Annotated in this window: 25 protein-coding genes and 3 tRNA genes; 9 read left to right on the plus strand and 19 right to left on the minus strand. The window is 45.8% G+C overall.

What is annotated here, in order from left to right; translation table 11 throughout:
- Window positions 1–45: 45 nt before the first annotated feature.
- The 8 genes from TOL_RS06220 to cysD all read right to left on the minus strand — a co-directional run bounded on the left by TOL_RS06220 (window position 46) and on the right by cysD (window position 6,141).
- Window positions 46–282, minus strand: coding sequence for a hypothetical protein (locus tag TOL_RS06220; RefSeq protein ID WP_015486451.1), 237 nt, complete (start codon window positions 280–282; stop codon window positions 46–48).
- A 14-nt stretch (window positions 283–296) separates the two neighbouring features.
- Window positions 297–1,928: an IS66 family transposase gene (tnpC, locus tag TOL_RS06225; protein ID WP_015486452.1), complete on the minus strand. Its 1,632-nt coding sequence runs from the start codon at window positions 1,926–1,928 to the stop codon at window positions 297–299.
- Window positions 1,929–1,951: 23 nt separating this feature from the next.
- The gene (gene tnpB / locus TOL_RS06230) at window positions 1,952–2,308 is read right to left on the minus strand and encodes an IS66 family insertion sequence element accessory protein TnpB (RefSeq protein WP_015485607.1); all 357 of its coding nucleotides are present in this window, start codon (window positions 2,306–2,308) and stop codon (window positions 1,952–1,954) included.
- Window positions 2,295–2,594 carry an IS66 family insertion sequence element accessory protein TnpA gene (gene tnpA / locus TOL_RS18245; RefSeq protein ID WP_015485608.1) on the minus strand — a complete coding sequence of 100 codons (300 nt, stop codon included), beginning with the start codon at window positions 2,592–2,594 and terminating at the stop codon, window positions 2,295–2,297. Before tnpA ends, tnpB begins: the two co-directional genes overlap by 14 nt.
- An 11-nt stretch (window positions 2,595–2,605) precedes the next feature.
- Entirely contained in the window at window positions 2,606–3,277 is a 672-nt protein-coding gene (locus TOL_RS18705; protein ID WP_081601088.1) for a hypothetical protein, read from the minus strand.
- A gap of 66 nt (window positions 3,278–3,343) precedes the next feature.
- A tRNA-Met gene (locus TOL_RS06245) sits at window positions 3,344–3,420 on the minus strand.
- A gap of 202 nt (window positions 3,421–3,622) precedes the next feature.
- The gene (gene cysN / locus TOL_RS06250; protein WP_015486455.1) at window positions 3,623–5,233 is read right to left on the minus strand and encodes a sulfate adenylyltransferase subunit CysN; all 1,611 of its coding nucleotides are present in this window, start codon (window positions 5,231–5,233) and stop codon (window positions 3,623–3,625) included.
- On the minus strand, window positions 5,233–6,141 hold the full coding sequence (gene cysD / locus TOL_RS06255; RefSeq protein WP_015486456.1) for a sulfate adenylyltransferase subunit CysD: 909 nt from the start codon (window positions 6,139–6,141) through the stop codon (window positions 5,233–5,235). Before cysD ends, cysN begins: the two co-directional genes overlap by 1 nt.
- A gap of 171 nt (window positions 6,142–6,312) precedes the next feature.
- On the opposite strand from cysD, the gene TOL_RS06260 reads away from it, so the two are divergent.
- The 3 genes from TOL_RS06260 to TOL_RS06270 all read left to right on the plus strand — a co-directional run bounded on the left by TOL_RS06260 (window position 6,313) and on the right by TOL_RS06270 (window position 8,878).
- On the plus strand, window positions 6,313–6,942 hold the full coding sequence (locus TOL_RS06260) for an alpha/beta hydrolase (RefSeq protein ID WP_015486457.1): 630 nt from the start codon (window positions 6,313–6,315) through the stop codon (window positions 6,940–6,942).
- A gap of 119 nt (window positions 6,943–7,061) precedes the next feature.
- Window positions 7,062–8,177, plus strand: coding sequence for a cell division protein ZapE (gene zapE, locus TOL_RS06265; RefSeq protein WP_015486458.1), 1,116 nt, complete (start codon window positions 7,062–7,064; stop codon window positions 8,175–8,177).
- A gap of 128 nt (window positions 8,178–8,305) precedes the next feature.
- Window positions 8,306–8,878, plus strand: coding sequence for a TorF family putative porin (locus TOL_RS06270; RefSeq protein WP_015486459.1), 573 nt, complete (start codon window positions 8,306–8,308; stop codon window positions 8,876–8,878).
- A gap of 158 nt (window positions 8,879–9,036) precedes the next feature.
- Here the strand turns inward: TOL_RS06270 and TOL_RS06275 are convergent, their stop codons facing one another.
- The 7 genes from TOL_RS06275 to TOL_RS06305 all read right to left on the minus strand — a co-directional run bounded on the left by TOL_RS06275 (window position 9,037) and on the right by TOL_RS06305 (window position 16,488).
- Window positions 9,037–9,879 (minus strand): SDR family oxidoreductase, encoded by an 843-nt coding sequence (locus tag TOL_RS06275; protein WP_015486460.1) that lies wholly within the window; start codon window positions 9,877–9,879, stop codon window positions 9,037–9,039.
- 118 nt (window positions 9,880–9,997) lie between these two features.
- Window positions 9,998–10,864, minus strand: coding sequence for an FAD:protein FMN transferase (locus TOL_RS06280; RefSeq protein WP_015486461.1), 867 nt, complete (start codon window positions 10,862–10,864; stop codon window positions 9,998–10,000).
- Window positions 10,865–10,895: 31 nt separating this feature from the next.
- On the minus strand, window positions 10,896–12,071 hold the full coding sequence (locus TOL_RS06285) for a DUF3570 domain-containing protein (protein ID WP_015486462.1): 1,176 nt from the start codon (window positions 12,069–12,071) through the stop codon (window positions 10,896–10,898).
- Between the two features lie 18 nt (window positions 12,072–12,089).
- Window positions 12,090–12,299, minus strand: coding sequence for a DUF4266 domain-containing protein (locus TOL_RS06290; RefSeq protein ID WP_015486463.1), 210 nt, complete (start codon window positions 12,297–12,299; stop codon window positions 12,090–12,092).
- Entirely contained in the window at window positions 12,296–12,793 is a 498-nt protein-coding gene (locus TOL_RS06295) for a TlpA family protein disulfide reductase (protein ID WP_015486464.1), read from the minus strand. Before TOL_RS06295 ends, TOL_RS06290 begins: the two co-directional genes overlap by 4 nt.
- Window positions 12,794–12,803: 10 nt before the next feature.
- Window positions 12,804–14,165 (minus strand): DUF1501 domain-containing protein, encoded by a 1,362-nt coding sequence (locus tag TOL_RS06300; RefSeq protein WP_015486465.1) that lies wholly within the window; start codon window positions 14,163–14,165, stop codon window positions 12,804–12,806.
- Window positions 14,166–14,175: 10 nt separating this feature from the next.
- Window positions 14,176–16,488: a c-type cytochrome gene (locus TOL_RS06305; protein WP_015486466.1), complete on the minus strand. Its 2,313-nt coding sequence runs from the start codon at window positions 16,486–16,488 to the stop codon at window positions 14,176–14,178.
- A 347-nt stretch (window positions 16,489–16,835) separates the two neighbouring features.
- Between TOL_RS06305 and TOL_RS06310 the strand changes: the two genes are divergently transcribed.
- Complete coding sequence (locus TOL_RS06310) at window positions 16,836–18,779, plus strand: sensor domain-containing diguanylate cyclase (RefSeq protein WP_015486467.1); 1,944 nt, start codon at window positions 16,836–16,838, stop codon at window positions 18,777–18,779.
- Window positions 18,780–18,864: 85 nt separating this feature from the next.
- On the opposite strand, the gene TOL_RS19020 is transcribed toward TOL_RS06310, so the two are convergent.
- From TOL_RS19020 to TOL_RS06325, 4 genes are all read right to left on the minus strand, one after another.
- Window positions 18,865–19,920: a methyl-accepting chemotaxis protein gene (locus tag TOL_RS19020; protein ID WP_081601089.1), complete on the minus strand. Its 1,056-nt coding sequence runs from the start codon at window positions 19,918–19,920 to the stop codon at window positions 18,865–18,867.
- Window positions 19,921–20,517, minus strand: coding sequence for a methyl-accepting chemotaxis protein (locus tag TOL_RS19025; protein ID WP_015486469.1), 597 nt, complete (start codon window positions 20,515–20,517; stop codon window positions 19,921–19,923).
- A 259-nt stretch (window positions 20,518–20,776) separates the two neighbouring features.
- A tRNA-Leu gene (locus TOL_RS06320) sits at window positions 20,777–20,862 on the minus strand.
- A gap of 58 nt (window positions 20,863–20,920) precedes the next feature.
- Window positions 20,921–21,007, minus strand: a tRNA-Leu gene (locus tag TOL_RS06325).
- Window positions 21,008–21,198: 191 nt separating this feature from the next.
- Between TOL_RS06325 and queA the strand changes: the two genes are divergently transcribed.
- From queA to secF, 5 genes are all read left to right on the plus strand, one after another.
- Entirely contained in the window at window positions 21,199–22,257 is a 1,059-nt protein-coding gene (gene queA, locus TOL_RS06330) for a tRNA preQ1(34) S-adenosylmethionine ribosyltransferase-isomerase QueA (protein WP_051052382.1), read from the plus strand.
- A gap of 26 nt (window positions 22,258–22,283) precedes the next feature.
- Window positions 22,284–23,441: a tRNA guanosine(34) transglycosylase Tgt gene (gene tgt, locus TOL_RS06335; protein ID WP_025265828.1), complete on the plus strand. Its 1,158-nt coding sequence runs from the start codon at window positions 22,284–22,286 to the stop codon at window positions 23,439–23,441.
- A 44-nt stretch (window positions 23,442–23,485) separates the two neighbouring features.
- Window positions 23,486–23,851: a preprotein translocase subunit YajC gene (yajC, locus tag TOL_RS06340; RefSeq protein WP_015486472.1), complete on the plus strand. Its 366-nt coding sequence runs from the start codon at window positions 23,486–23,488 to the stop codon at window positions 23,849–23,851.
- A gap of 74 nt (window positions 23,852–23,925) precedes the next feature.
- Window positions 23,926–25,785, plus strand: coding sequence for a protein translocase subunit SecD (secD, locus tag TOL_RS06345; RefSeq protein ID WP_015486473.1), 1,860 nt, complete (start codon window positions 23,926–23,928; stop codon window positions 25,783–25,785).
- A complete protein-coding gene (secF, locus tag TOL_RS06350) occupies window positions 25,782–26,690 on the plus strand; it encodes a protein translocase subunit SecF (protein WP_015486474.1) in 909 nt (302 codons plus the stop codon). Before secD ends, secF begins: the two co-directional genes overlap by 4 nt.
- Window positions 26,691–26,749: the final 59 nt, after the last annotated feature.

A 26,749-nucleotide genomic window follows, 5' to 3' on the forward strand; every position in this document is an offset into this window, starting at 1 on the left:
GGTGTTGGGTTTGTTTGATTCGATTGCGTTTTAGCAATTATCATCCTAGTCTTCCTGCGTATTTTCTTGTATGGATTTTTCTGCTGCATTTATTACGATGCTATCTTCTTCTGATGCTGATAAAGTTCTTGTTTTTTTTGTGAGTTTTTTTAGATTCTCAGTAATTAATATATTTTTTGCCATATAATCTTCATTGATTGATATTGACTCGCTTACTATTTTGAAATGTAGGGATATTATTTGCGCTATCTCATGCTCTTTTAAACGTAAGCGCTCAAGCAACCCCACCTACCAATTTAAATAACCGCCAGCTCTATATTTTCCGGCAGCAGTTTTTCAATATCTTCCACCGTTTCACAGTGCGGCAATCGCGTCAGTACCGTACGTAAATACGCGTAGGGTTCGAGTCCATTCGCTTTGGCGGTTTCTATTATGCTGTACAGCATGGCGCTGGCCTTTGCACCACGTTGACTATCGCTAAACAGCCAATTTTTGCGTCCAATCGCAAACGGCCGGATGGCATTTTCGACTGGGTTGTTGTCTATATTCAGTCGGCCATCGCTGATGTATACCGTGAGTTTGTCCCAGTTTTTATCGAGGTACGCTAAGGCTTCCCCCGTTTTTCCTTTTGGCAGGGTTTGTTGCAACGCTTTATCCAGCCAAGCTCTGAGTTTGTTGAGTTGAGGTTGGCTTTTTTCTTGTCGAGTTTGATATTTTTGTTCGGCTGCTTGGTCTTTGATGCTGGCTTCGATGGCGTACAGCCCTTTGATCATGGTGATCGCCATGTCGGCTTTGCTGACTTTGCCTTTTAGGCTTGGGCTGACTTTTTGCGCCTCGATAAATTTACGACGAGCGTGGGCCATGCAGGCAAGTGCTACGATGCCTTGTTGCTGCCCAATTCGGTGATAACCCGCGTAATCATCAGTTTGCAGGTAGCCTTGATAGTCGCCTAATAGTGAGGCGGCAACGTCGGTACGTCGACGACTCGCGTAATCAAATAAGATGATGGGATGTTCTCGATCACCGGTTTTTCGGACCCACATGTAGCTGAGGCTTTCGGCTGTTTTATCCGGTTCTTTTAATACTTGAACTCGGGTTTCATCCATGTGGAGATAACCGCTTTCAAGCAGTTGATCATTGAGTAGGTTGTAAAGTGGTTGTAGGCATTCACTACTTTTGATCATCCAGTTGGCTAAGGTGTTACGCGGTAAATGAATGCCCATTCGTTTAAAAATGGTTTCCATCCGGTAGAGAGGTAAACCGTCTTGATATTTGGCAACCGCAATGTGGGCGAGTAAGCCCGGGCTAGCATTGCTCTTTGGTAGCGGTTGCTTTGGAAGTTCAGCGATGTGTACGCCGGATTCACAGGCTTTACACGCGTATTTTTTGCGGGCGTGTACGAGTACCTGAACCACGGCAGGAATAATATCCAGCTGTTCGCTGGTGTCTTCGCCTATGCAGGTTTTCACACAGCCACATGCACAACGTTTATCGGCTTCAGTAAGATCGTGTTCGATACGTACTCGCGGTAATACCGCAGGCAGAGGTTTACGGCCGGAGGTTTTTTTAGGCGTAGACGATGCTGCGTCTGAGGCCAACTCTGCGGTACTCACTTCTGTATCAATGGACTCTGCGATTTCAGGAGCAGAGGCATCATTCTCATGTTCGACTTCATCAAACAATTCGGCTTGCTGATCACTCTTCTCGCTGCTTTTACCAAACTGACGCTGTTTAAACAGAATGATCTGTTCTTCCAAAAACTGGATACGTGATTGTTTTTTATTTAACAGTACTTGATGGTGATGAATTAATTGTTCTTTTTTTTCCAACTGATTCTGTTGCGATTGCAATAACTGACTCTGCGCTAAAAGCTGTTGTTTTAGCGCAACAATATCGTCAGGTAAGTGATCAGCCGGTGGTGTTTTCATGGGGTTGGATTATACCAAATCCGTTAATTTATAGCAGAGTAAAATAGCGTTTCATGCGGTTTATTATTAAAAATATCCAGTCCATCCAATAATAAATTCAGTTGATAACCGTCGATGCAAAGGGATGCAGTGTCGGTCGGCTTTAGCCATTTAAAACGTTGCTTTTCCAACCGTTTGTACCACAGCACAAAGCCATTGCGCTCCCAGTACAGTAGCTTAACTTTATCGCGGTTACGATTACAAAAGACGAACAGCGCATTGATCATGGGGTTGAGTTCTAACTCCTGCTCAATCAGAGCGGACAAGCCATTAATAGACTTGCGCATATCCACCGCGCCTGCGTATAAATACACCTGAACCGATGCGCTAGGCCGAAGCATACAAAAGCCCTCGATCATTGAGAGCCACCAATAGATCGGGTAAGGCCTCGACTGACAGTTCAATCAACACCTGCGAGCCCAATCGTAGTCGTGCCGGAGCCGAAGACGTCAGCGTGATAGGGATCAGAGCCTTGGTTTTCGTCGACTCTGTCTTGGGCGACAAACGTTTACGCCAATACTGAAAATTATGAACGGCTATGTTGTGCTGCTGACAAAAGGCGACTTGGGATAGACCACTCTCGTGCCAGAGATTAAGGTGTTGTTGCCATTGTTCCGATTTGGTCATGAGCTGTCTCGTTAAATAATTTGAAGACAGTTTAGAGGGATTTCGGCGTGGGTTTTAGATGGGGTTGTTTGAGCGCTTACTTTTAAACAGAGTACTTCTTTCGAGTTGGTTTCTATTATTGTTCTTACTTCTTTGTCTGTCGTATATAAATAACTACCTATTTCAGATATTTCCTGATACATAGCGCGTGCAGTGCTTAATATGAATTCAGAACTCCCATCTCTGTTTTCTAATATTTTTGTATATAAACCCAGTTCTCGTGATATTAAATCTATGAGTTTATTTATGAATGTATCATCCAGATTGGGTATTCCTTTAAAATCCTTTATTTCGTGTAGCTGTCCGAATATATTACCTGCAGATATTTGGTAGTTATTTGGCTCATTTTTTTTATGGTTTTCTATTATTGATCGGTAGTTGTATTCAAAGTCTTTTTTGTACCTAAAGAATTCTTCTATCTCGTTTTTCTCTAATATTTTGTCTATTTGTTCTTTGTGGTTTTTGTTCATGTTTTTTATTGATAGGAGCGCAGCTATTAAGGCAATTGCTCCTGTTAATATTGTTGCTATGGAAGATAGGACAGCGTCTGCTGTTATTTCGGATGGAATGGGTAGTGTTGATATACATAATATTGTTATTAGTGTTGCGATTACACCAGCAAATATAACAAGAACAAATTCCATTTTAGCCTCCAACACGAAAAACCCCACCGAGTTAGTACATCCTAACAGGGCAGGGCTTTGAATAAGTGGTAGCTATGGACGGACTTGAACCATCGACCCCAGCATTATGAATGCTGTGCTCTAACCAGCTGAGCTACATAGCCACTTCACACACTTGATGATGCGCGTTGCGTCTCTCAAGTGGCGCGTATTATGCCACCTTTTTAAAGGCTGTCAAATATTTTTTTATGATTATTTTCAATGAGTTAGGTCCGACAGGATCGGGCTTAGTTGTTACCGATTTTTTATACAAAAAAGCCCCAGTATCTTGTGGACACTGGGGCTTTTGGCTACGTAGAAGCAGGGTTAGATAATACCTTGCTCTTGTAGGTCTGCGATCAGGCTTTCAACGCTTTCGTTTTCAGCCGCTAGGCTCACGTCAGCGCCGTCAGCGCCACCGGCAACAAGAGCAACCAAACCAGCACTCTTCAGTACTTCGGCGTCTTTCGCGTTTGCGATACCGGCAACACGTCCCATTTCAAACAAGCGACGATCCAGAGCGCTTACCAGTTGCTCGGCGTTGGTTGCGTTGATGGCAACAATTGCTGGCTTCTGGTTAAAGCGACGGGCTTTTTCGTCGGCTGTTAGTGGGCCACGCTCTACGCTGTCGTCGGCGGCTTCGCCAACGATCATGCCTGCACCGATGGTGACGTTGGTTAGGCGATCAATAACGATGAATGCGCCAGTGCCTGGAATACGTGCATAGCTGTCGAATGGTACGGCTTTATCAAGGCTAACTTGAACTAGACCGATTTCATTCATCTGAATTTCTTCAGCACTACGCTGTTCTAGGGTATTTACATCAATCAGGTGGTGAACATGAGTGAAGGTACCCGCCGTCGCGCTTGATGCGAATTTCAGATCGTATGGTTTGCCAACGGTCATTGGTTTTTCGGTCATCCATACGATGTTAGCGTTGAGCTTGTTGCTAACAATCGGCTGGTCGTCGATTTTTACAATGATGTCGCCACGGCTGATGTCGATTTCGTCTTCTAGAGTCAGGGTGACTGCCTGTCCCGCGAAGCCTTCTTCTAAGTCGCCATCAAACGTTACGATACGCTCAACTTTGCTGGTCTTTTGTGACGGCAAGGCCATGATGGTTTCGCCCGGCTTGATGGTGCCCGAAGCGATGGTGCCGCAGAAACCACGGAAGTCGAGGTTAGGACGGTTAACGTACTGAACCGGAAGGCGGAAGTTAACCAAGTTTTTGTCTTTGGATACTTCAACGGTTTCCAGAATTTCCATTAAGGTCTGGCCCGTATACCAAGGCGAACGAGTAGAGCGATCTACTACGTTGTCACCGTCAAGGGCTGACATAGGTACGCAATGTACGTTTGGCAGATTCAGCTTGTCGGCGAATTCTTGGTAGTCTTTTTTGATTTCATGGAAGCGTGCTTCGTCGAAACCCATCAAGTCCATTTTGTTGATCGCTACAACGACGTGCTTAATGCCCAGCAACGACGCAATAAAGCTGTGACGTTTGGTCTGGGTTTGTACGCCGTAACGCGCGTCAATAAGGATGATAGCAAGATCACAGGTCGATGCACCGGTCGCCATGTTACGAGTGTATTGCTCGTGTCCTGGGGTATCCGCGATGATGAACTTACGCTTAGTCGTGCTGAAGTAGCGATAGGCAACGTCAATGGTAATGCCTTGCTCACGCTCTGCGGCCAAACCGTCCATTAGCAATGCTAAGTCGATTTTGTTGCCGGTAGTGCCTGATTTAGCGCTGTCTTTTTCGATGGCGGCTAATTGATCTTCGTAGATCATTTTTGAGTCGTGCAGCAGTCGACCGATTAGGGTTGATTTACCATCATCGACGTTTCCGCAGGTCAAAAAACGCAACATCTGCTTGTTTTCGTGCTGCTTCAAGTACTCAAGGATATCGGAAGCAATCAGTTCAGATTGGTTAGACATTAGAAGTAACCCTCCTGTTTTTTCTTCTCCATCGAGCCGGATGAATCGTGGTCAATTGCGCGGCCCTGACGTTCAGATGTGGTGGTGAGCAGCATTTCTTGAATAATTTCTGGCAATGTTGCTGCTTCAGATTCAACGGCACCAGTTAATGGGTAACAACCTAAGGTACGGAAGCGCACAGATTTCATCATTGGCACTTCGCCTTCGTTTAACGGCATACGGTCGTCGTCAACCATGATTAACATGCCATCGCGTTCTACCACAGGGCGTACATCAGAGAAGTACAATGGTACTAGCGGGATGCTTTCAAGGTAGATGTATTGCCAAATATCCAGTTCGGTCCAATTCGACAATGGGAATACACGAATGCTTTCACCTTTGTTTACTTTGCCGTTGTAGATATTCCATAGTTCAGGACGCTGATTTTTAGGGTCCCAACGGTGTTTTGCATCACGGAATGAGTAAACACGTTCTTTTGCACGTGATTTCTCTTCATCGCGACGAGCGCCACCAAAGGCAGCATCGAAGCCATACTTGTCTAACGCTTGCTTTAAGCCCTGAGTTTTCATGATGTCGGTATGCTTAGACGAACCATGAGTAAACGGACCTACGCCTTGGTCGACACCTTCTTGGTTAGTATGAACGATTAAGTCCATGCCAATTTCTTCAACCATTTTATCGCGGAAAGCGATCATCTCTTTGAACTTCCACGTGGTATCTACGTGCATCAAAGGGAATGGTGGTTTGCCAGGGTAAAAAGCTTTGCGAGCTAAATGCAGCATTACCGCAGAGTCTTTACCAATGGAGTACATCATTACTGGATTGTCGAATTCTGCAGCCACTTCACGAATGATGTGGATACTTTCCGCTTCCAGCTGCTTCAAGTGAGTCAGATTGTAGTCGGTCATAGTCGGCCTGATTGATAGAAAACGGGCGAGTTTAGTTTGAGCGCAATATACCAAGGTGGCTGGCATATAAGAAGGTGCAATCAATAACATTTAGCTATAAGGATATCGTGTTCCGCTTGTGTGCTGGAACATAGCTAGGCACCATCTTGAAAAACCGAGAGAGAATTGTAAATGAGTGATGAGTTTTTAGTGGACATTCGCACCAATACGGGTGTTTTAGAAGCGAGAAGCTTGAATCTTGATCATGATTGGGGCGTGCTCATGTGTCATCCACATCCTTTGTTCGGCGGCACTATGGATAACAAAGTGGTCACAACCGTGGTACGGGCGGCTCGTGATGCAGGGTTAAATACGTTGAGATTTAATTTTCGGGGCGTCGGTAAAAGCACGGGCGTTCATGACGATGGTCAGGGCGAGCAAGATGATGTGCTTGCGGCATTGAAATATGCCAAAGAGGAGTTGGGTTGGACTAAGGTGATTCTGGCTGGGTTCTCGTTTGGTGCTGGAATGGCTTGTTTGGCCGCTGTTAATAAACCTGAGTGGGTTAATGGTTTGGTGCTAATGGCTCCGGCAGTACATCATTTTGATGCGCCTATGATGCTGCCCCATGATTTTGAAACTTGGGTGTTGATGGGCGATGCCGATGAGGTTGTGCCGTTTAGAGAAGTAGATGATTGGGTATCGCGGGTGATTCCTGCACCGCATTTTCAGATATTTACTGATGGCAGCCATTTTTTTCATGGACGATTGACGGCCCTTAAACAGTCATTTTTAACCATTATTGCTGAGCTTATCGCTTAGCCTTGTCGAGTTAGGCAGGCGGATTGCCGTGTTGGCGTTTGCACTTTGACGTCAGCTTAGATAAATTGCGCGCCTCGAATTTACGCCTATCTAACTTGCCCCTGTGACGGAGAGTGCCTGTGTCTACCCCTTGGGAACTGTATCAAGCGGATCTTCAACGCGATGATTTTTCTTACGACGCTGCGCAAGAGATGGCAGTAAAGCATCTCCAGCGTTTATACGATGATTTGGTCGCTGCTGAGAAGCGTCGTGCTGGCCAAGGGGCTGTGAGTAAGCTCATTGGTAAGCTCAACAAGAAGAAGCCTGTACCAGAGCAGGGCATCTATTTTTGGGGAGGTGTTGGCCGTGGCAAGACCTACTTGGTGGATACCTTTTATGATGCACTGCCGTTTAAACGCAAGATGCGCACTCACTTCCATCGCTTTATGCAGCGAGTCCATAAAGATCTGACATCGCTGACGGGTGAGAAAAATCCGTTAATGATTGTTGCTGATCGCATTGCCAGCGAAGCGGTTGTTATTTGCTTCGATGAGTTCTTTGTATCCGATATCGGCGATGCCATGATTTTGGGCGGCTTGATGCAAGAGCTGTTCGATCGCGGTGTTACTTTGGTTGCAACCTCCAATATTGTGCCTGATGGCTTGTACAAAAATGGCTTACAACGTGACCGTTTCATGCCAGCGATTCGATTATTAAATCAGTTTACTGAAGTTGTGAATGTCGATAGCGGCGTCGACTATCGGTTGCGTACCTTAGAGCAAGCTGAGTTATACCATTTCCCACTCGATGGTAGTGCTGAAGCCAGCTTGAAAACCAGTTTTGACGGCTTAATTCCTGATTCTCGCCATGTCGTAGAAAATACTCAGGTAGAGATTTTAGGGCGTAAGATTCCAGCTAAAGCAGTGTGTGACGATATCGGCTGGTTTGAGTTTACGGCGTTATGCGACGGTCCGCGTTCGCAAAATGATTACATCGAGTTGGGTAAATTATTTCACGCCATTTTGATTTCAAATGTTCCCGTGATGGGCACCAAAAATGACGATTTAGCGCGTCGGTTTATCAACCTAATTGACGAGTTTTATGATCGTGGCGTTAAGGTGATTATGTCGGCTGATGCAGCTATCCCTAATATATATGAAACAGGTAAGTTGGAGTTTGAATTTCAGCGTACTACCTCCCGTATGTTAGAAATGCAATCACACGAATATTTAGTTCGTGAGCATCGCGCCGAATAGCCTAGCCATCGTATTAGAATTTTTAGCAAGAATTTAAAAACCTCCTACAATACAGACAGCAACTGCTGTCTGTATTTTTTTGGCTAGATAATAGTAATCATTATCAATAGCCATTAGAGGAAATCGTTATGCGTATTCAGAGATCAATAACGTTTGCTGTGTGTTTATTTATGCTGCCATTGTATTCACAAGCGGAGCTATCTATTACCGCTGGGATATTTAGCGATTATGTCGCGAATGGTGTTACTCAAACTGAAGGCGATCCAGCGCTGGAGTTGAGTCTGGATTGGGCTAATAGCGACAATTTATATGTTGGAGCTTGGGCAAGTAATGTCGATTTTGGTGAAGGGTACGATAATTCCGCGGAGGTCGATATCTATGCGGGTATGGTATTATCGGTTTCTGCACAGGTTAGCGTTGATTTAGGTACTGTTTATTACCAATATTTTGGTGATAAAGAATCGGATGAATTAGCATTTAACGAAATTTATGCGTTAACTAGTTATGAATCGAAGGCTGGTATTAGCGAAGTTAATATTTGGTATAGCTGGAATTATTCGGGTACTGATGCGGCGCACAATATTGTGCAATTAGCGCACGCGCTTGCACTTGCTGAAAATCACTTGCTTCGTGTAAGTGTGGATCGTCTAGCGTCTATGGATACAAATGAATACGACTGGGAAGGGCACCTTCTTATTTAAATTATCAAGTTGCTTACATAACGCAGTATAAAAACTTTGATGTGGAAATCGCCGCAACGAAAACCACATTAGATATCAAGCAAGGCGATACTCGTCTTGTTGCCGGTATTTCTCGAACTTTTTCTTTTTAAGCCTTTCTCGCCGAAAATTGCGCTAAACTAGCGCAGTTTGTTAAGGCCAAATTTCTTACTTAAAATCGCATCTAACCAGCTGATGGGTAACAAGCGTCGCATTAAAGGCAAGGCCATACTGCCATTACCAATGCGAACAACGGCTCCTGGATTATCTTTTAATATCCTGAGTAAGGTCGCGCAAAAATCAGCAGCTGTGGTGGGGTGTTGCTGAGAAGCCATAGCACGCGCTTCAATATCTGCTTTCACTGGTTCGTATAAAGAATCTTCGGCAATCAGTCCTGATATACTTGATAGCGAGTTCTCGCCAAAACTCGATTGAATGGCACCGGGCTGCACCGTGACAACTCGAATTTTAAATGGCGCTAATTCCATACGCATAGCGTCAGAAAGAGAGTGTAGCGCCGCCTTAGTTGCACAGTAAGCACCAGAAAATGGCGTCGTTAATATGCCCGAAACCGAACCAATATTAACAACTTGAGCCCCATTGGCCGCTCTCAATAGTGGGAGTGCGGCACGAGTAACAGCGAGAGGTGCGAAGACATTGGTTTCAAATTGGGCAAGAAGTTTATCGTGGGATAGTTCTAATACTGGTCCCATCGCTGCATAACCAGCGTTATTTACTAGCAAGTCTATGTGATGCACACGCTCAGTAACAATGGCCATTGCTTTTGCTATAGCGGCATCGTCGTTGACGTCTAGAGCAATCGGTACCAGCCGCTCGTGCTCGATATCGCTTAATGATTCTATTTTACGGGCAGTGGCAAAAACGAGGTCGCCGCGTTCAAGGCAAGCTAATACTAACGCCCGTCCTATGCCGGTAGAGCAGCCTGTAATAAATACCGTGTTAGTGTATTTTAGCGTGGTCATGTCGAATCCTTCTCTATCTCGACCAAGTCAATGCGATTTGCTGGTCGAAACTTCGTTTGCGTTTTTTTATTAAGTTAATTTTTCAGTAGAGTAGAACACTTTAACCGTAGAACAAAATTTATCCACCAGTGTTACGTTCAATAATCGTTAGGTCGGGGTGAATACCAAGGTACTGAATTTCTTGTTCATCCAGCCACATCCTAGCATCGCTTTGCTTTAACATGGCAATTGTTGACAAGGTTCCGGCTAATAAACAACTCGGGGCAACAACAGAAACAGAAGCCCAATACGACACTGGCATTCCAGTTTTCGGTAACAGTAAGTGGCAGTAACGCTTACCTGAGTGTTCAAAATAGCGTTCGTAGTCGCCGCTAGTGGATAAGCCGCCTTGCGTTATCGCTAGCTCTGCAATGGCATTTTCAGGTGCGCGAGGATTACGCACGCCGACTTTCCATGGTCGGTTGTCGGGTTGTGGCCCAATAACGTGTAGGTCGCCACCGAGGTCAATAATGCCGTGTGTTATTCCCGCCGATTTACAGATTGCTGCGGCGCAGTCGACAGCGTATTCCTTACCAATACCCCCAAAATCTAGCGACATGCCCGCGGGAAGGATAATGCTATTCGAATTAAATCGAATATGTTGAAAGCCAACATATGCAAGATTTGTCCTTATCGTTTCAGGGGATGGAATAATGCCATTGCGAAAATCCCACAGTTTTGACAATACCCCTGCGGTGATATCAAACAGACCATCGCTTAACTCAAATGCAACGGACGCATAATTTAATAGGTAATGAGTTTCGGCGTCGATGGTGGTTTTTTGCCCATCGCTACTATTTATTTTGCTAAGAATACTATCAGGGCGAAAGCGGCTGTACTTAGTTTCGATACGTCGAACATCTTCTTCTGCGGCTTGTGCAACTCTTTGTACATCGTCTTTATTTGAGTCGATATAGGGCAGCATCACCTCGCAGGGCGATGCCATAGCCGTAAATTTGTGACGAAGTAATTGCAAATTAATACCGGTATTCAATACCCAGACTTACGACTTGGTAATCGACTAAAGCCGGAGTTTCGGTAGAGCTGGTTTGGATAAGTGCTAAGTTTTCAGCGGAGTCATATTGCTGAATATCTAAGCTAACTAACCAACGCTGCCATTTAACTTGGCCTTCGATACCATAAGTAAGGGCCCCAAATGTTGATAAACGGGCGTCGGACGAACTTAATTCCTCATCGGGTGGGTTTTGCTCCAGCCGATAAAAACTAGCAGCCGTTTGGCGATAGTAGCGCAGGCTTGGAATTAGGTTGAACGTCCATTGATTGGCTTTCCAACTTTGCGCCCAGCGGGTGGTAATTGTATGTGAACGTATACCCCAATCGTCGGAGTAATAGCGATAATCTAGGTGCAAGGCGGCACCGTCACCAACGTTAAAATATAAGCGGTAGCGCCCATCAAGCGTTACTTGATCGCGTTGCCCCGGTCGTCTGTCTTCAAATTTATAGGGATCTGACAGATAGCCGCTTTGATGTGTATAGCCAATACCAGCTTGCACGACGCTGGTTTTTGTTAATACGCGTGAGATACCTTCGTAAATAGAAATAGTGCGTTTATCGTTGCCTTCAGCATCTTGACGAATACTGGATAAATAAGCATCCGTTGGCGATAGTGTATCGTTAGATACGCTAATTGAGCCGTGGAGTGTTGTTAGTTGATCTGCTAGTTCTAACTGACCTTCAAGACCTAAAGCGATGGACTGATAATCGTCTTCAGTTGAGTAAGCAATACTGCCACCAATGCTGCCTTGGCTAAAATAGCGGGTAGGGGCAACTCTTAGGTCGGTGCGCTGTTCATCAATACTCGCGCCTGTCATTAATAGAACGCTATTACCATCGGTATTTTCGTAGGTTTGCAGTGGCGAAGCACCGGTTAGGGTTTCGTATTGTAAATCGGTATTAATATACCAGTTACCGGTTATTGGGCGGCCATAATGCAATTGATGAACGTCTATTTGATAGCGTTCTATTGTCGGGGTAAATGTACGCTCACGCGGAGCGTCGGCTTCTTGGTATTGGCTATAACGATAACCAATTTTACTGTCTTGCGGGGCTGCTAAGCTGTGGCTATTCGTGCTGATAGGCATTGCGGCAGCGGCAGCCAGCGCGGCTAAAACATTTTTTTTATTTGATTTCATAGAGAATCTGCACGGCAATTAATTGCAGCCGCATCCGCCTCCTACAGCCTGACCACCACCTGATGATCCTTCCTTACTAAAATTAATATGGCGATCGAAGGCGGCTTTTTGCCCATCAATATCCCATGCCATTATATCTCTAGCTAAATAGCCGCGTTCCCACGGTTGCACGTTACTGCAGGCTGCGACGCTTAAAACCAAAATCATTGAGAACAAAATACGTTTCATCGAGCTTTCTCGTTCAGCAACTGCATCACTTGGGCGCGAATTTCGGTCATGTCTGAAGGTTTGAATCCCATGTGGACGGCGCGCATGATTCCGTTGCGGTCGATCAAATAAGAGGTTGGCATACCGCGTAAGCCGTAGGCATTCGGCGTAGTGCCATTAGCATCGTGAAGTGTTGGATAGGATACGGGCACTTCTTTTAAAAAATCTAAGCCGCTGGCTTTATCTTCATCTAAATTAACCGCCAATACTTCGAACCCTTGTTGATGCAGTTCGCCACGTAAGTTATTTAACAGAGGGAGTGATTTGCGACAAGGGCCACACCACGACGCCCAAAAATCCAGATACACAACTTGGCCGCGAAATTGACTCAAACTATAAGTGCCTTCACCTACAAGCTTAGGCAAAGTAAAAGCGGGGGCCGGTTGTTTGGTTTCTGCGCCTGCAATGCTTGCAAAGCTCAGCAACAATAAACTAAAAAGTACACCAATACGCATGTCTCATTCCTTACGCAAAAATATTGAACGCATCGCTCGCTAAGGGATAGCTCTCAGCCAGAACATTGTTATTAACTCCAAGCAAGGTACGCAGCGAGTAGTTCACGTGTTCTGGCGTTAAGATAAGGTCATTTGCCCCTGTACCTGCAATACCGGTTTGTAGATTAATGGTTTGAGAATTAAAGTCACTGGTTGATGCACCAAATACACGTCCGCCAGTGGCTGTCGGGTGAATAACCATCATGCTGGTTACTGGCCAATGATCTTTACCGTTGCCTGAGTTGTAGTACGGCGTGCGACCAAAATCAGAGCCAATAACGACGGTGGTTTTATTGGCAATACCAGCAAATTCTAGCGCCGCCATTAAATAATGTACGCCTTCTAGTAAATCACCTAATTGCGGATAGGCACTGGAATCGTGATTGCCATGGGTATCAAAACCGCCGATATTTAAATTAGCGCTGGCAGCTAAATTACTTTTAAACGCAGCAACAACGACTTGTGCTTGGTTTTTTAAACTATCAGAACGATTTTCGTGCCAGTTTTCATCAGGTATGACATTGGCCTTGATATCGTCCAAATGCACACTGAGTTGACCAAGATTACTTTCTTCGCTTCGAATTCCAAATAATTGGCTTAACTGCTTACGCCGTAGGGGTAAGGTTTCATTTTCTATTTGTCGCGCTAAACGTGCTGCGCGAGCTTCTTTTACACGATCGTATTGATTGATTGTGCGGGTGCTGTCGCGGTACAAAAAGCCGATGTCGTTGTAATACTTATTTGGATCGGCGAGCTGATCAATAAAGTCGGCATTGCTGGCGCGAGCGCGAGGCACTAATGAATCGGTAAAGTCATAACCGCCATTACTAATAAACGCCATGGGTAGGTTCGGTGCCACCGTTGCCGCGTAATAAGCCGATATACTTGGGTAACCTGCATCTAAGTTGCCTGACCAGATAGCGCGGTTGCCTGAGTCATGGTTATTGGTGCCCGTATCTATGCCATTAATTACTGTCATGCGGTTGGCATAAGTGGTGAAAAAGCCATCAAATTGTTCGGTGATGCGAGTAAGAACATCAACGTTATTGGATGCTGTCTCGGGGACGGCGCTCCAGCGAATATCGCCAATTTGTTTGGTAGGATCGATTTCTACCGAGTTCGTTGAGCCCTCGTGGCGGTCGGATTGATCTGGGTAGGCTTGGTTCAGACCCTTTGGATCGCACAATGAGGTTGGGTCCCAACCGCCACTGGCATTAACCACGACGAGGTATTTGTCGAGTGCAGAGGCAGCATGTGCTTTTGGCGACCATAGCGGCATGTGTGCCGTCATTCCAGTAGCAGCCATCAATTGCAAAAAGTTACGGCGTTTCATGGCGTGCTCCTTATTCGTACACAAAGCGATAGTCGGATAATAAATAGGCGATCACCGCAATCCATGCGCGGATAACGTAATTGCTGTCTTCTTCTATTCGGTCTTCTTCAGGTAAATCGCCATCCGTCCGGCCGTCTTTGTCGCGGTACCAACGAGCACGGCATTCCCATTCAAGGTAGGTTGAAGGGCGAGGGTCGTAGGCGTCTTTATTTTCAAGCATTTCTTGGCCTTCACTAAGCACTGCTGAAAATAAATCGTAAGTAGCTTGTACTTCTGCAGAGTCGGTTGCTACTTGTTCCCCAATTAATACCCAGTGAAGGTGGGCTATGTTGCTTTTAATTCGGGCGACCTGCGCCGTTAATATCACGCCTTCGTCGTTGCGAGGGTCTGTGCTGGTTTCAACGTCGACGAACAGCTTGCGTTTGTCGATGCTGCGAGTGAAATCGAGTGCGGCTGCGCGACAGGCCATTTCGCTGGCCATACGATCTTGAATGGCAATAACAAGGCCGCTAGGTTCGGTAATGCGTTCAGTGATGGAGTCTGAGTCCATGCCTCCGTACATAATACGATTGTCTTCGGATCTGAATTCATCCCAGCCGAAACCGAGAGTTGCATTGAGTTTTCGTTGTACTTGCTCTGGGCTAAGGAACTGGCTTGAACCAATGTGATCCGTGACGATAAGTTTTGCTTCGTCGATGGCAATTGCTCGGTAGTAAGAGCTTAAAATAATGCCTTTAACTGCCGTTTTAATGCGCCAACCGTCGGCCACCATTGCTTGGCCTATGGCGTTTAATATGGTGCGTTGGCTGGTGTAGGCAAGCTGCTCGTCTTCGGACGCATCTTCGCCGGGAGCTTGTAGTGGATCACTACCAATCAAGCCAGTATAAAGTGTACGCACAGTGGCACGTACATAGCGTGGATCGTTACTGATTTGAGTGCCCAACCACTGCAACATGTTGCGGAAGTAACCGTCGGCTCCAGAAAGCGGAATTGTTTTACCGTTTAAACCGGCGGGCTCAATGTCAGAGCTATCCCATTGGTTTGAGGAAGTACTGCCTGTGACTATGTATTGGCCGCGATCGGTCCAATGCTGGAAAGCAGTAGCGACAGGATCCATTACTTGGTGGCAAGTATAGCAAGCAGGATCAAGCAACGTCGGGTTCGCGGAACCATTACCTATACCATCGCCGGGGCGGTCACCCTCGATTTGCAATATATCGGTGTCCATAAAGTAATCGAACACTATGCGTGAGCGGTGGCGATTACGGTTGGTTAGGGTGGTCGGATACCGATTCAAGAACATGGGCGATGTCAGTACGCCTGCATGTGGAACTCCGCCGGTTTCGTGTTCGAGTGCCCGAGTAATACGTGCAGGTTTAAAATCGGTAGGGTCGTAGTACAGCTGAACATCGTTTTCATCGCATACAGGATCGGTGGTTTGCGCAAATGTTGCAGCGGGATCAAGTAGCTCGGCGTCGTAAACTTGTTGGCTATACCAGTTCACCATCATGTAATCGGCATTTACATAAAGAGTATGCGGTAGGTCGTTCATGGCCGCGTAACGAATTAATTCGAGTGGCGCGCGAGATACTGCGTCATTGGTAATGGTACGAACACAGCTGCGTATTGAGCTTAATGCATCGCCAGGGTAGGCCGTTTCGTACCATTTACGGTTAGGATAATCATCATTATCGAGTAGGTTGATGCCGCCTTCGTACAAATTCGAACTGAGATATTTATCGGTGAGGAGTTGTTCGTTAAAGAATTCCATTAAACGTTCATAGAATACTGGCTCGTTCATTAATACATCGAGCACACTGGATAACGCACTATCGCCTTCACTTTGCACTGCACTGGTTTCAGTTGTTGTGGGTAGGCGACCGGCAAGTTGCAAGGTCGCTTTACGCAGTGTCAGTACAGCATCTTCGTTGGTAACACCGTTTAACGCTGTTGCCGCAGCGGAAAGATTGGAACCATTGAATGCGTAGAGTATGTATTCGGCAGTATCGGTAGCGCACTGATCAACGCATTGTTCAGTTTTTGAGATCGGCATGGTGCGAGTGATTTCGTCGGTCAGTACCTCAACGCTGGTGCAGGTGGCACAAGCCACGAGGGGACTCCCAATAGAAGTACCATTGCCATCAACGCCGTGACACGAAGCGCATTGGGTATCGTATTGGCGTTTGCCCTCTTCATTAAATATGCCCGGTAGACTGCCGTCACCGCCGTTTGAGGCTCCGCCGACATTTCCGCTATATTCATTTTTGCAGCCGCTCAGTAACAGCAGCGAAACCGCTAAAAAGGCGAGAATTCCTTTCTTCATTGCTTGTACCTCATTAAGTCCGCGAGCATAGATGTTATCGATTCGCGATAGTTCCCTACAATATCACTAGGTAATGCATGGTTTTGTGATCTATTTCCGGATCTTACCTTGTCTTTGTATCGCCCTCGTGTCGATCTGTAGCATTCTGTTTTTGTCCTATCGAATTAGTTATCTCGAACGAGATATTAACTGCCTCGCCGGAAGATTGGCGTTATTGGTGGTTAGATTGGGCCCGTAAGGATAGCCGGGCGGCTTAATCTGTGATTTGCCACTCACAACTGAGTCATTAATACGGCGATTTCGTAAGCCTGATCTACACTATTTCTCAGGAAGAGGAATAAGAACTTATGTTGAAACAGATTTCTATCGCGTTGTTTATGATGCTATTTGTGTTGGGTGCTCGTGCGGAACAGATACCAGGGGTATTTGAGGACGGGGCACCGATGATCGATGTGTTGACCTTGTATTCAGGCGAATCTCTCGATCGGTATTTAGAGTTTTATGAAGATGTTGATCACAGCGCTAAAATAGATGATCTGTCAAACGAACATTGGCAGCAATTAGATCATGGATCTTTAGCGTTTGGCTATACGGATTCTGTCTATTGGTTTCGCATGGTGTTCACCAATCCGACCGCACTTAAAGTCGATCGGTTAATGAGTATTTCTTATCCCGTTCTGGATTATATCGAGGTTCATCGTCGTCAATCAGGCTCTGAATGGACAGTGGATACACTCGGTGATAAACAGCGCTTTTATGATCGTATTATTCCTCATCGCTATTTTGTATTACCTATGAGTTTGAACGCCGGAGAAACCCAAGAATGGATTTTCCGAGTTGATACATCTAGTTCTATGCAATTCCCCGTGAGCTTATGGGAAGAGCGCGACTTCTTTGTGCATGACCAAAATCAAGTGCTTTGGTTAGGTTTGTATTACGGTACTATGCTGATCATGATGCTTTACAATTTATTTGTATTCTTATCGGTTAGAGAGATCAATTACCTTTATTACGCACTCTACGTTGCATCAATGACAGGGTTCTTAGCGAGCCTTCAAGGAATGAGTTTTCAGTATTTATGGCCAGAAGCGACTACATGGAATGATCAAAGTATTATTGTAATGCTGGCAGGCGTTGTGATTTTTGCGGGTATATTTACACGCAATTTCCTCTTCTTAAAAGATGGTGCTGTGTGGTTTGATAGACTGTTACTGACATTCATTATTGCCTGTGTGGGCATTATCGCGATGAGCAGTTTCCTTCCTTACCATTTACTGATTAGAATTCTTATCGTGACTGCTTTTATGGCCTTGTCGACTGCGTTGTACGTCGGTATTTTACGCTGGGGGCAGGGATACTCTGCCGCTCGTTATTACACGATTGCTTGGTCGTCAATGGTGTTGGGAGGACTGATATTAGCGTTGAATAAGTTCAATTTAGTACCACGTAATTTCTTCACCGAGAATGCCATTCAAATTGGATCGGCATTGGAGGTTATTTTATTATCATTTGCTTTGGCCGATCGTTTAAATCAAGAAAAGCGTGACCGCTATGAAGCACAAATTTCCGCACTCGAACACGAGAAGCTAGCGCGTAGAGCTCAAGGTGAGGCTCTAGAGCAAGAGCGAAATGCACGCCATGCCCAAGAGAAAGCGCTAGAACACGAGCGAGCAGCGCGCGAAGCGCAAGCGTCAGCACTTGAGATTCAACGTCGTGCTACCGAAACCTTAGAGGTTCGTGTCAAAGAGCGCACTCTTGAGTTAGAAAGTGTTAACCGTCGTTTACAATTAATGAGTACAACCGATGCATTAACGAATGTACGAAATCGTCGCTATTTCGATCAGGTAATGGAGCGCGAATTTGCTAGGGCAATTCGCGAAAATGAGCCTTTATCGGTGGTTATGTTAGATATTGATCATTTTAAACGTGTAAACGACGATTTTGGTCATCAGGCGGGTGATGAAATTTTGCGATCAGTCGCTCAAGCTATTCGTCAAACCGTGAATCGAGATACCGATTTAATTGCCCGCTATGGTGGTGAGGAATTTGTTGTTATTTTGCCAAATACGGAGAATACACGCGCTAAGGAATTAGCAGAAACAATTAGAATTTGTATCGAGAATTTAGACTTCGATCGTATCGGTGCCAACCTTCGAGTGACCATCAGTATTGGTATCCACGGTGGTACGCCGAATCGCAGTGATACGCAAGATGAATGGGTTAAGTTAGCTGATGAAGCATTATATTACTCTAAAGCGAATGGCCGTAATCGGATTACTGTATACCAATAGATAAAAACACAGTCGTCATAATGGATATTAAAAAGCCCCATCAGATCTCTCTAATGGGGCTTTTTATTGGGCTTTATATTTACAGTTATAAGCTTCGATAGCCAATTCGAAAACCACCCCAGTGGCGGCCGTTAACATAAATAGGCGCGGACAGATCATGCATAACTTCACCAGTGTCTCGTTTATAGGTCTGCAATAGGAAGTGCTTGGTATTGGAGCCACATCGAGATCCCGTACGATCGTTGAAAATACGTTTAGTGCGGTTGTTGGCTAGGTCGGTGGCTAGATCCCCCGTTAGTACTTTGGAAAAACGTTTGTTGTGGGTCGGAAAATAACCGTTACGATCAACTGCTCCGGCATACGCTATATGATTGTACTGATCTAATATCGGCTCCTGTATCGCAGGAAGTACGTCGTCTGTAAAGCGATCGAAACGGGTTGAGAATTTTTGTGGGTTAGTTTCTGAAATAGGCGTGTATTGTTCATCAAAGAGGTCTGCCATTGTTATTTTTCCATTTTCAATGGCGCGTTCGAATACCTCGCTTATTTGTTGTGCTGCATTTAAGGCGGCAAATTTTGCACTGTCGTGATGCTCCCCTAAACTGGCGACACCAAAGGATTCATAAATGCGTTCGGCTGTTTCAGATAAAGACAATGATTTTTCAGAAATTGACGCTATCTCTACTTCGGTTAGAGCTAAGCGATCACTTGTTTGATGAACTATGGTTGAAATCTCGTGGATGCTAGTACTGTTGCTACCAACGTTACTTGCCAATGATCCTATGCTAGCTTGAATATGTTCAGATCTGTCGTAGATGTCATTTAAATGCTTACTGACGTCTTGCGTCATACGAACGCCAAGATCTATCGTTTGAATTAAATCTTTACTATTGGTAACGGCATTTTTAATTTCTAAATTAATTTCATTTACGGTATTACCAATTTGTTCTGTAGCGCTAGATGTTTTAGCGGCTAAGGCACGAACTTCATCTGCCACTATAGCAAATCCTCGTCCTTGCTCTCCTGCACGTGCTGCCTCAATGGCCGCATTTAAAGCAAGTAGATTTGTTTGCTCCGCAATGTCACTAATAATGCGCGTAACAGTTTTAATCTCTTCGGATTTTGCTTCGAGTTGAGAAATCTATTCCGCATTGGTATTGACTTGTTCTCGCGTGCCTTCCATTTGCGGAATGGTTTTGGCAACAGCTTCTTTTCCGGTCAAATTAATTGATTTAGCTTCGTCTGCTGTTTTTGCTGCTTCTTTGGTTTGGTTAACCATTTGCTCAACACTGGTAGTGATTTGATTAGTGCTGGCGACGATTCGCTGGGTATCGATGACATCGTCGTGAACTTTTGCTTTTAGTTGATCCGCAGCGAATGACATTTCTGCCGCTGCAATCGCAATTTTACCGCCGTGTTCTGACAGTTGTGTTTGCATTAATTGCACAGCGTTTAGGTAGTCATTTATTTGCTGAGTGTCTTTACCGAGAGCAGGGTGCGGGCTCATTTGCTTTTTAGCACCGCTCAGGGTTTCTAATAAGTCTTGATTGAAGCGTTCGAGCGGTCGTACGAAGACCCATAGGGTCGCTCCAATGCCACAAAGTCCAGCTAGTAATGCGACAAACAAGGTTGATAGGCTGGCGGGTATGGGGACTTTAGGTAAAACCTGAGTAGTGACAATGCCGATAACACTTACGATCGCTATGGGTGTAGCCAATTTGACTGGTTGTCTTAGCATGCTGATCAATCTCCGTCGCATTATTCCTAAAGCTTAGTCAACGGTGGCCCTAAGGGAACAGCAATTAGTCTAAGGAGAAGATGAGGAGCAAGTTTATGGAACTGGATTTCGAAAATTAACTGTCATAACTGGCGTTATCAGTAGATACGTTAATATGGGCTACGCGGTACTTTTATTTTTTCTGGGGGAGGGAACTAGTAAAATTTTTGCCGTGGTCTAAGAAATCTTGAGCGAGAGTTGAAATTGACCTTATCACTAATGGTGCCCAAGGAGAGACTCGAACTCTCACGAGCATAGCTCACAGCGACCTGAACACTGCGTGTCTACCAATTCCACCACTTGGGCCCTACGTTATTGTTGCAAGGCGCAACGAATAACGGAAAGTAACTTCACGACAATAATTTGGTACCAGAGGCCGGACTCGAACCGGCACACCCGCAAAGGCGGGGGATTTTGAATCCCCTGCGTCTACCAATTTCGCCACTCTGGCAAATCATCATCGGTCAGTGGCCGCGTATATTACTGCCAAAAGAAAAAGTGTCAACAGTTTTTTTCTAATGATTTCCTTAACTTAGTGCTTCATCTCCGGTAATCTTGCGCACCTATTGAATAAGTGGCTGTTAGACCCCAATTAGGTCTACTGCGGCGACAGAGCTACGTTATTGGTTAACTTTTTAAATTATGAAAACCAGAGATTTCCATTTCGATCTGCCTGACGAGCTGATTGCCAGATACTCCATGCCCGAGCGCAGTTCCTCGCGACTCTTGGTACTCAATCCCACGGACGGGCAGTGTAGCGATTATATTTTTCGCGATCTTGAGCAGATGTTGAATCCGAGTGATTTGTTGGTATTCAACAACACGCGCGTGATTCCCGCTCGGTTATTTGGCGAAAAAGTCAGTGGCGGTAAGTTAGAGGCGCTGATTGAACGGGTTCTAAATGAACACGAAGCGTTAGCTCATGTTCGTTCGTCGCGGTCGCCGAAACCCGGACAAATTATTATTTTAGGCGGCGTTAAAGTTGAGATCGTTGGTCGTGAAGGTGCACTTTTTCATCTACGTTTTCTTGATGATCGTCCACTGTTCGAGATTTTAGATGCGGTTGGTCATATGCCTTTACCGCCTTACATGGAGCGAGCCGATACGGAAGAAGACCGTGAGCGTTATCAAACCGTCTATGCCAAGGCACCGGGAGCAGTTGCCGCACCGACGGCAGGCTTACATTTTGATGAGCCATTGTTAGAGCGTTTGCGTAACAAGGGCGTACAGTTTGCCTATGTGACTTTGCACGTAGGTGCTGGGACATTTCAGCCCGTGAAAGTAGACAATGTGCTTGAGCATGAAATGCACGCTGAGTACATCGAAGTGACCCAGGAGGTGGTCGATGCCGTTAAGGCGACTCGTGCGGCAGGAAAGCGTGTTGTGGCCGTAGGTACAACTTCGGTACGTAGTTTAGAGAGCGCAAGTCAGAACGGCGAGATAGCGCCGTACGCGGCGGACAGTCGCATATTTATTTATCCGGGTTATCGCTTCCGCAGCGTTGATGCCATGATTACCAATTTTCATTTGCCTGAATCAACACTGATTATGCTGGTATCGGCGTTTGCCGGCCGTGATAACACTATGGGCGCCTATGCGCACGCAGTGGCCAACAAATACCGCTTTTACAGTTATGGCGATGCTATGTTTTTGCCTTGCTCGGCACCTGTGCCGGCTGAATTCCAACAGGATGCCCAATGAGTACAGATACATCACGCGAATGCTTTATGCAGTTCGATTTACACCATCAGGAAACAGAGGGTAGCTTTGCTCGCCGTGGCACCTTGCGTTTTCCGCGTGGAGAAGTGCAGACACCAGCGTTTATGCCGGTAGGAACTTATGGTTCGGTCAAAGGCTTAAATCCAGATCAAGTTGAGGATTTGGGTGCCGAAATCATTCTTGGTAATACCTTTCATTTGATGTTACGTCCTGGTACTGAAGTCGTTAAAGCACACGGTGACTTACATGATTTTATTGGTTGGGATAAACCGATATTAACCGACTCCGGCGGTTTTCAAGTATTCAGTTTGGGCGACATGCGCAAGATTACCGAAGAGGGCGTTACCTTTGCTTCCCCAGTCAATGGCGACAAGGTACTAATGACCCCAGAAAGCTCAATGCAGGTTCAGCGCGATCTTGGCTCTGACGTTGTAATGATCTTTGATGAATGCACGCCATATCCTGCGACTGAAAAAGAAGCGGCAGATTCTATGCGCCTGTCACTCCGTTGGGCAAAGCGTTCGAAGGATGCACATGGCGACAATCCATCAGCGTTATTTGGCATTATCCAAGGTGGTATGTACGAATCGCTACGTGATGAATCGCTGGCGGGCTTGTTAGATATCGGTTTCGATGGCTATGCGGTTGGTGGCCTTAGTGTCGGTGAGCCGAAACCCGATATGATGAGAGTGCTGCGTCATATTGCTCCTCAGATGCCAGTAGATAAGCCACGTTACTTGATGGGCGTTGGTAAGCCAGAAGACTTGGTTGAGGGGGTTCGCCGCGGTATCGACATGTTCGATTGCGTGATGCCGACTCGTAATGCGCGCAACGGACACCTGTTTACCCACACGGGTGTTGTAAAGTTACGTAATGCTGCCAACCGTTCTGATACCGGTCCAATCGATCCTGAATGCGATTGCTACACCTGTAAGTCCTACAGTCGCGCGTATTTGCATCATCTAGATCGTTGTCGAGAGATATTAGGTGCAACGCTCAATAGTATTCATAACCTGCATTACTACCAGACCTTGATGGCCGGTTTGCGCCGCTCGTTGGAAGAGGGTACATTTGCCGAGTTTGTTAACGACTTCTATGCCAAACGCGGCAAAACGACGCCGTCTTTGGATCAGCATACCGACCAACTTCAAGAGTCTGCTGAGTAAACTGTTCGATTTAATTTGTTTTAAACATTGGGAGAAGATATTTCATGAAAGTAATTTTGGCAGCAATGGCCCTGTTGGCGTCTGGTGCAGCATTAGCAGAAGGTCCGGCTGTATCTCAAGACCCTATGGGTATGACAGGTCAGTTGGTTTTCCTCGGTGGTTTTTTAGTTATTTTCTACTTCTTGTTGTGGCGTCCACAAAGCAAGCGTCAGAAAGAACATAAAAATCTGATGGGTAATTTGGCTGCTGGCGATGAAGTCATTACTGCTGGCGGTATGCTGGGTAAAGTGATTAAGGTAACTGAAGAATATGTCGTCATCGAAGTGGCTGCCAATATTCAGTTCCCAGTGCAAAAAGTAGCAGTAACTGCAGTGCTTCCAAAAGGCACTATCAAAGAGGTTAAGGCGTAACGCCAACCTGATCCCAAGACGGTCTCCGAATGGAGGCCGTCTTTGTATGTATTAGAAGGAATAAGGGCAGTCCTATGCTCAATAAATACCCGTTGTGGAAAAACCTCCTGATAGTGGTGGTGTTGGTTCTATCCGTTATTTATGCCGCACCAAACCTATATCCGCCAGATCCAGCGATTCAAATTACGCCGTCGCGATCCGGTGCTGAATTAACTGAAGAAACCTTATCGCGTGTTCACAAGTCACTAGACGACGCCGGAATTGAGTTTTTTGGTGAAGAGCAAAACGGCCAAACTGCGCTGTTGCGATTGCGCTCTTCTGATGCGCAACTACCCGCTAAATCCGCTGTGCAGCGTGTCATTGGTGATGAATTCATTGTTGCTTTGAACTTGGCGCCAACGACACCTCAGTGGCTGATTGATTTGGGCGCAGGTCCAATGACGCTAGGTCTAGATTTGAGTGGTGGTGTTCACTTTCTAATGGAAGTGGATATGGACGAATATGTGACTGGCAAGATTAACAATTATCGCCAAGAACTGCGTACTCGCTTGCGTGAAGAAAATATCAAATATCGCCGCGTCGTGGTTGAAGACAAGACCTTACGTTTGAGTTTTGATGCGGCGGAAGTGCGCGGCGATGCGCGTAACTTTATTGCTAAGTCATATCGTGAATTTGTGATTACGGACGAGCAAGAAGGGCAATACTTTGATTTATTGCTGACCATTAATGAACAGCAGATCAAGTCGTTTGAAGATTATGCATTGAAGCAAAACTTAACCACTATCCGCAATCGTGTGAATGAGTTGGGCGTTGCTGAGCCTTTGGTCCAGCGTCAGGGTCGTAATCGCATCGTGGTTGAATTACCGGGTGTACAGGATACAGCTGAAGCGAAAAAGATTTTAGGCAAGGCAGCCAACCTTGAATTCCGTTTGGAAGCTCTGCCAGGTGTGAGTCGCTTTCAAACAGAGGAATATCCATTCCGCGCGGATGAGTATCGTACGGCTAAGTTAGAGAAAACGGTCATCACTAACGGTGATAGCGTAACGAATGCTAAGCCATCGTTTGATGAAAACGGTATGCCACAGGTGAATATTGATCTCGACGCTAAAGGCGGCGCGATGATGACACAGGTAACTGCTAAGGCGATTCAGCGTCGTATGGCCGTGTTGTTCGTCGAGCGTAAGCCGAAAACAACGTACGAGTTGGTTGACGGTGTAGAGCAGCCGAAAACAATTCAAATTACAGAAAAGTCGATTATCTCCTTGGCCACCATTCAAAGTACTTTGGGCAATAGCTTCCGCATTACGGGCCTAGAATCGGGTGAGGCGTCAGAGTTGTCTTTGTTGCTACGTGCTGGAGCCTTGGCTGCGCCAATGTACTTCGTTGAAGAACGTACTGTGGGGCCGAGCTTAGGTAAAGAAAACATTCAAATGGGCGTTCAGTCGGTAGTTATCGGCTTGGGCCTAGTGCTGTTGGCTATGACTGTCTTCTATCGCGTGTTTGGTATCGTGGCCAATATTGCTTTGCTTGCGAATATTGTAGTTCTAGTGGCGTTGATGTCGATTATTGGTGCCACACTCACGCTACCTGGTATTGCCGGTATCGTATTAACTGTCGGTATGGCAGTGGATGCGAACGTATTGATTTTTGCTCGTATTCGAGAAGAAATGAAAAACGGACGCTCGCCTCAACAAGCGATTCATGAAGGTTATGATCGTGCATTCTTAACGATCTTTGATGCGAACTTAACCACGTTAATTGTAGCGGTGATTCTATTTGCCGTGGGAACGGGTCCGGTGAAAGGTTTTGCGGTTACTTTATCGTTCGGTATTTTGACCTCTATGTTTACAGCGATTGTAGTAACTCGCGCGATTGTTAACCTGATCTATGGTGGCCGTCGTGTTGAGTCACTGTCGATAGGAGGCAAAGTATGAAAACGATGAACTTTATGAAGTTTCGCCACGTCGCGACTATTCTATCGTTAACCTTGCTGGTTATTTCTTTAGCCGCTATTGCCATGCGTGGTTTGAATCTAGGTTTGGATTTCACCGGTGGAACCTTGCTGGAAGTACAGTATGAAACGCCTGTGCCAATTGAAGGAATTTCTGCGGTACTGAATAACGCAGGATATCGCGATGTAACCGTGCAGAACTTCGGTTCTGAAACGGATGTGTTGGTGCGGATGTCTGAATCATTTCGTGATGATTTGGGTGGTGAAGTGCTCGGGCTATTACAAGCCGACAGTACGGGCAATCAGTTGACGCTCTTGCGCAGTGAATTTGTGGGTGCGAACGTCGGCGAAGAATTGCGTGACCAAGGCGGTATGGCTTTATTGCTAGCACTTGCTGTCGTCATGATTTACGTTGCAGCGCGCTTTCAGTTTAAGTTTTCGGTCGGTGCGGTGATGTCGTTGTTTCACGACGTTATCATTATCATCGGTATGTTTGCCTTGTTTCAGTGGGAGTTTGACCTGACGGTAATGGCCGCTTTATTGGCTGTTATTGGTTATTCCTTGAACGATACGATCGTTGTTGATGACCGTATTCGTGAGAATTTCCGTATTCTGCGCGAAGGCGATTCAACTTACATCATCAATGAATCATTGACGCAAACCTTAGATCGAACGCTGATGACATCGGCAACTACCGCACTTGTGGTGTTGGCATTGATGTTGTTTGGCGGCGATATGATTCATAACTTCTCAGTGGCCATGATGATCGGTTTGGTTGTTGGTACCTATTCTTCGATCTACATTTCGGCGAATATTTTACTGGCGATGAACATTAGCCGTGAAGATCTGATGCCTCCAGAGTTAGAAGAAATAGACGATCGCCCGTAAGTCCGGCGATTAAGTATGCCCGATAGCGCGTCAGTGCTGTCGGGCTTTGTTGTTTTATA

The sequence above is a fragment of the Thalassolituus oleivorans MIL-1 genome (genome assembly GCF_000355675.1).
In the GTDB taxonomy this organism is placed as follows: Bacteria; Pseudomonadota; Gammaproteobacteria; order Pseudomonadales; family Oceanobacteraceae; genus Thalassolituus; species Thalassolituus oleivorans.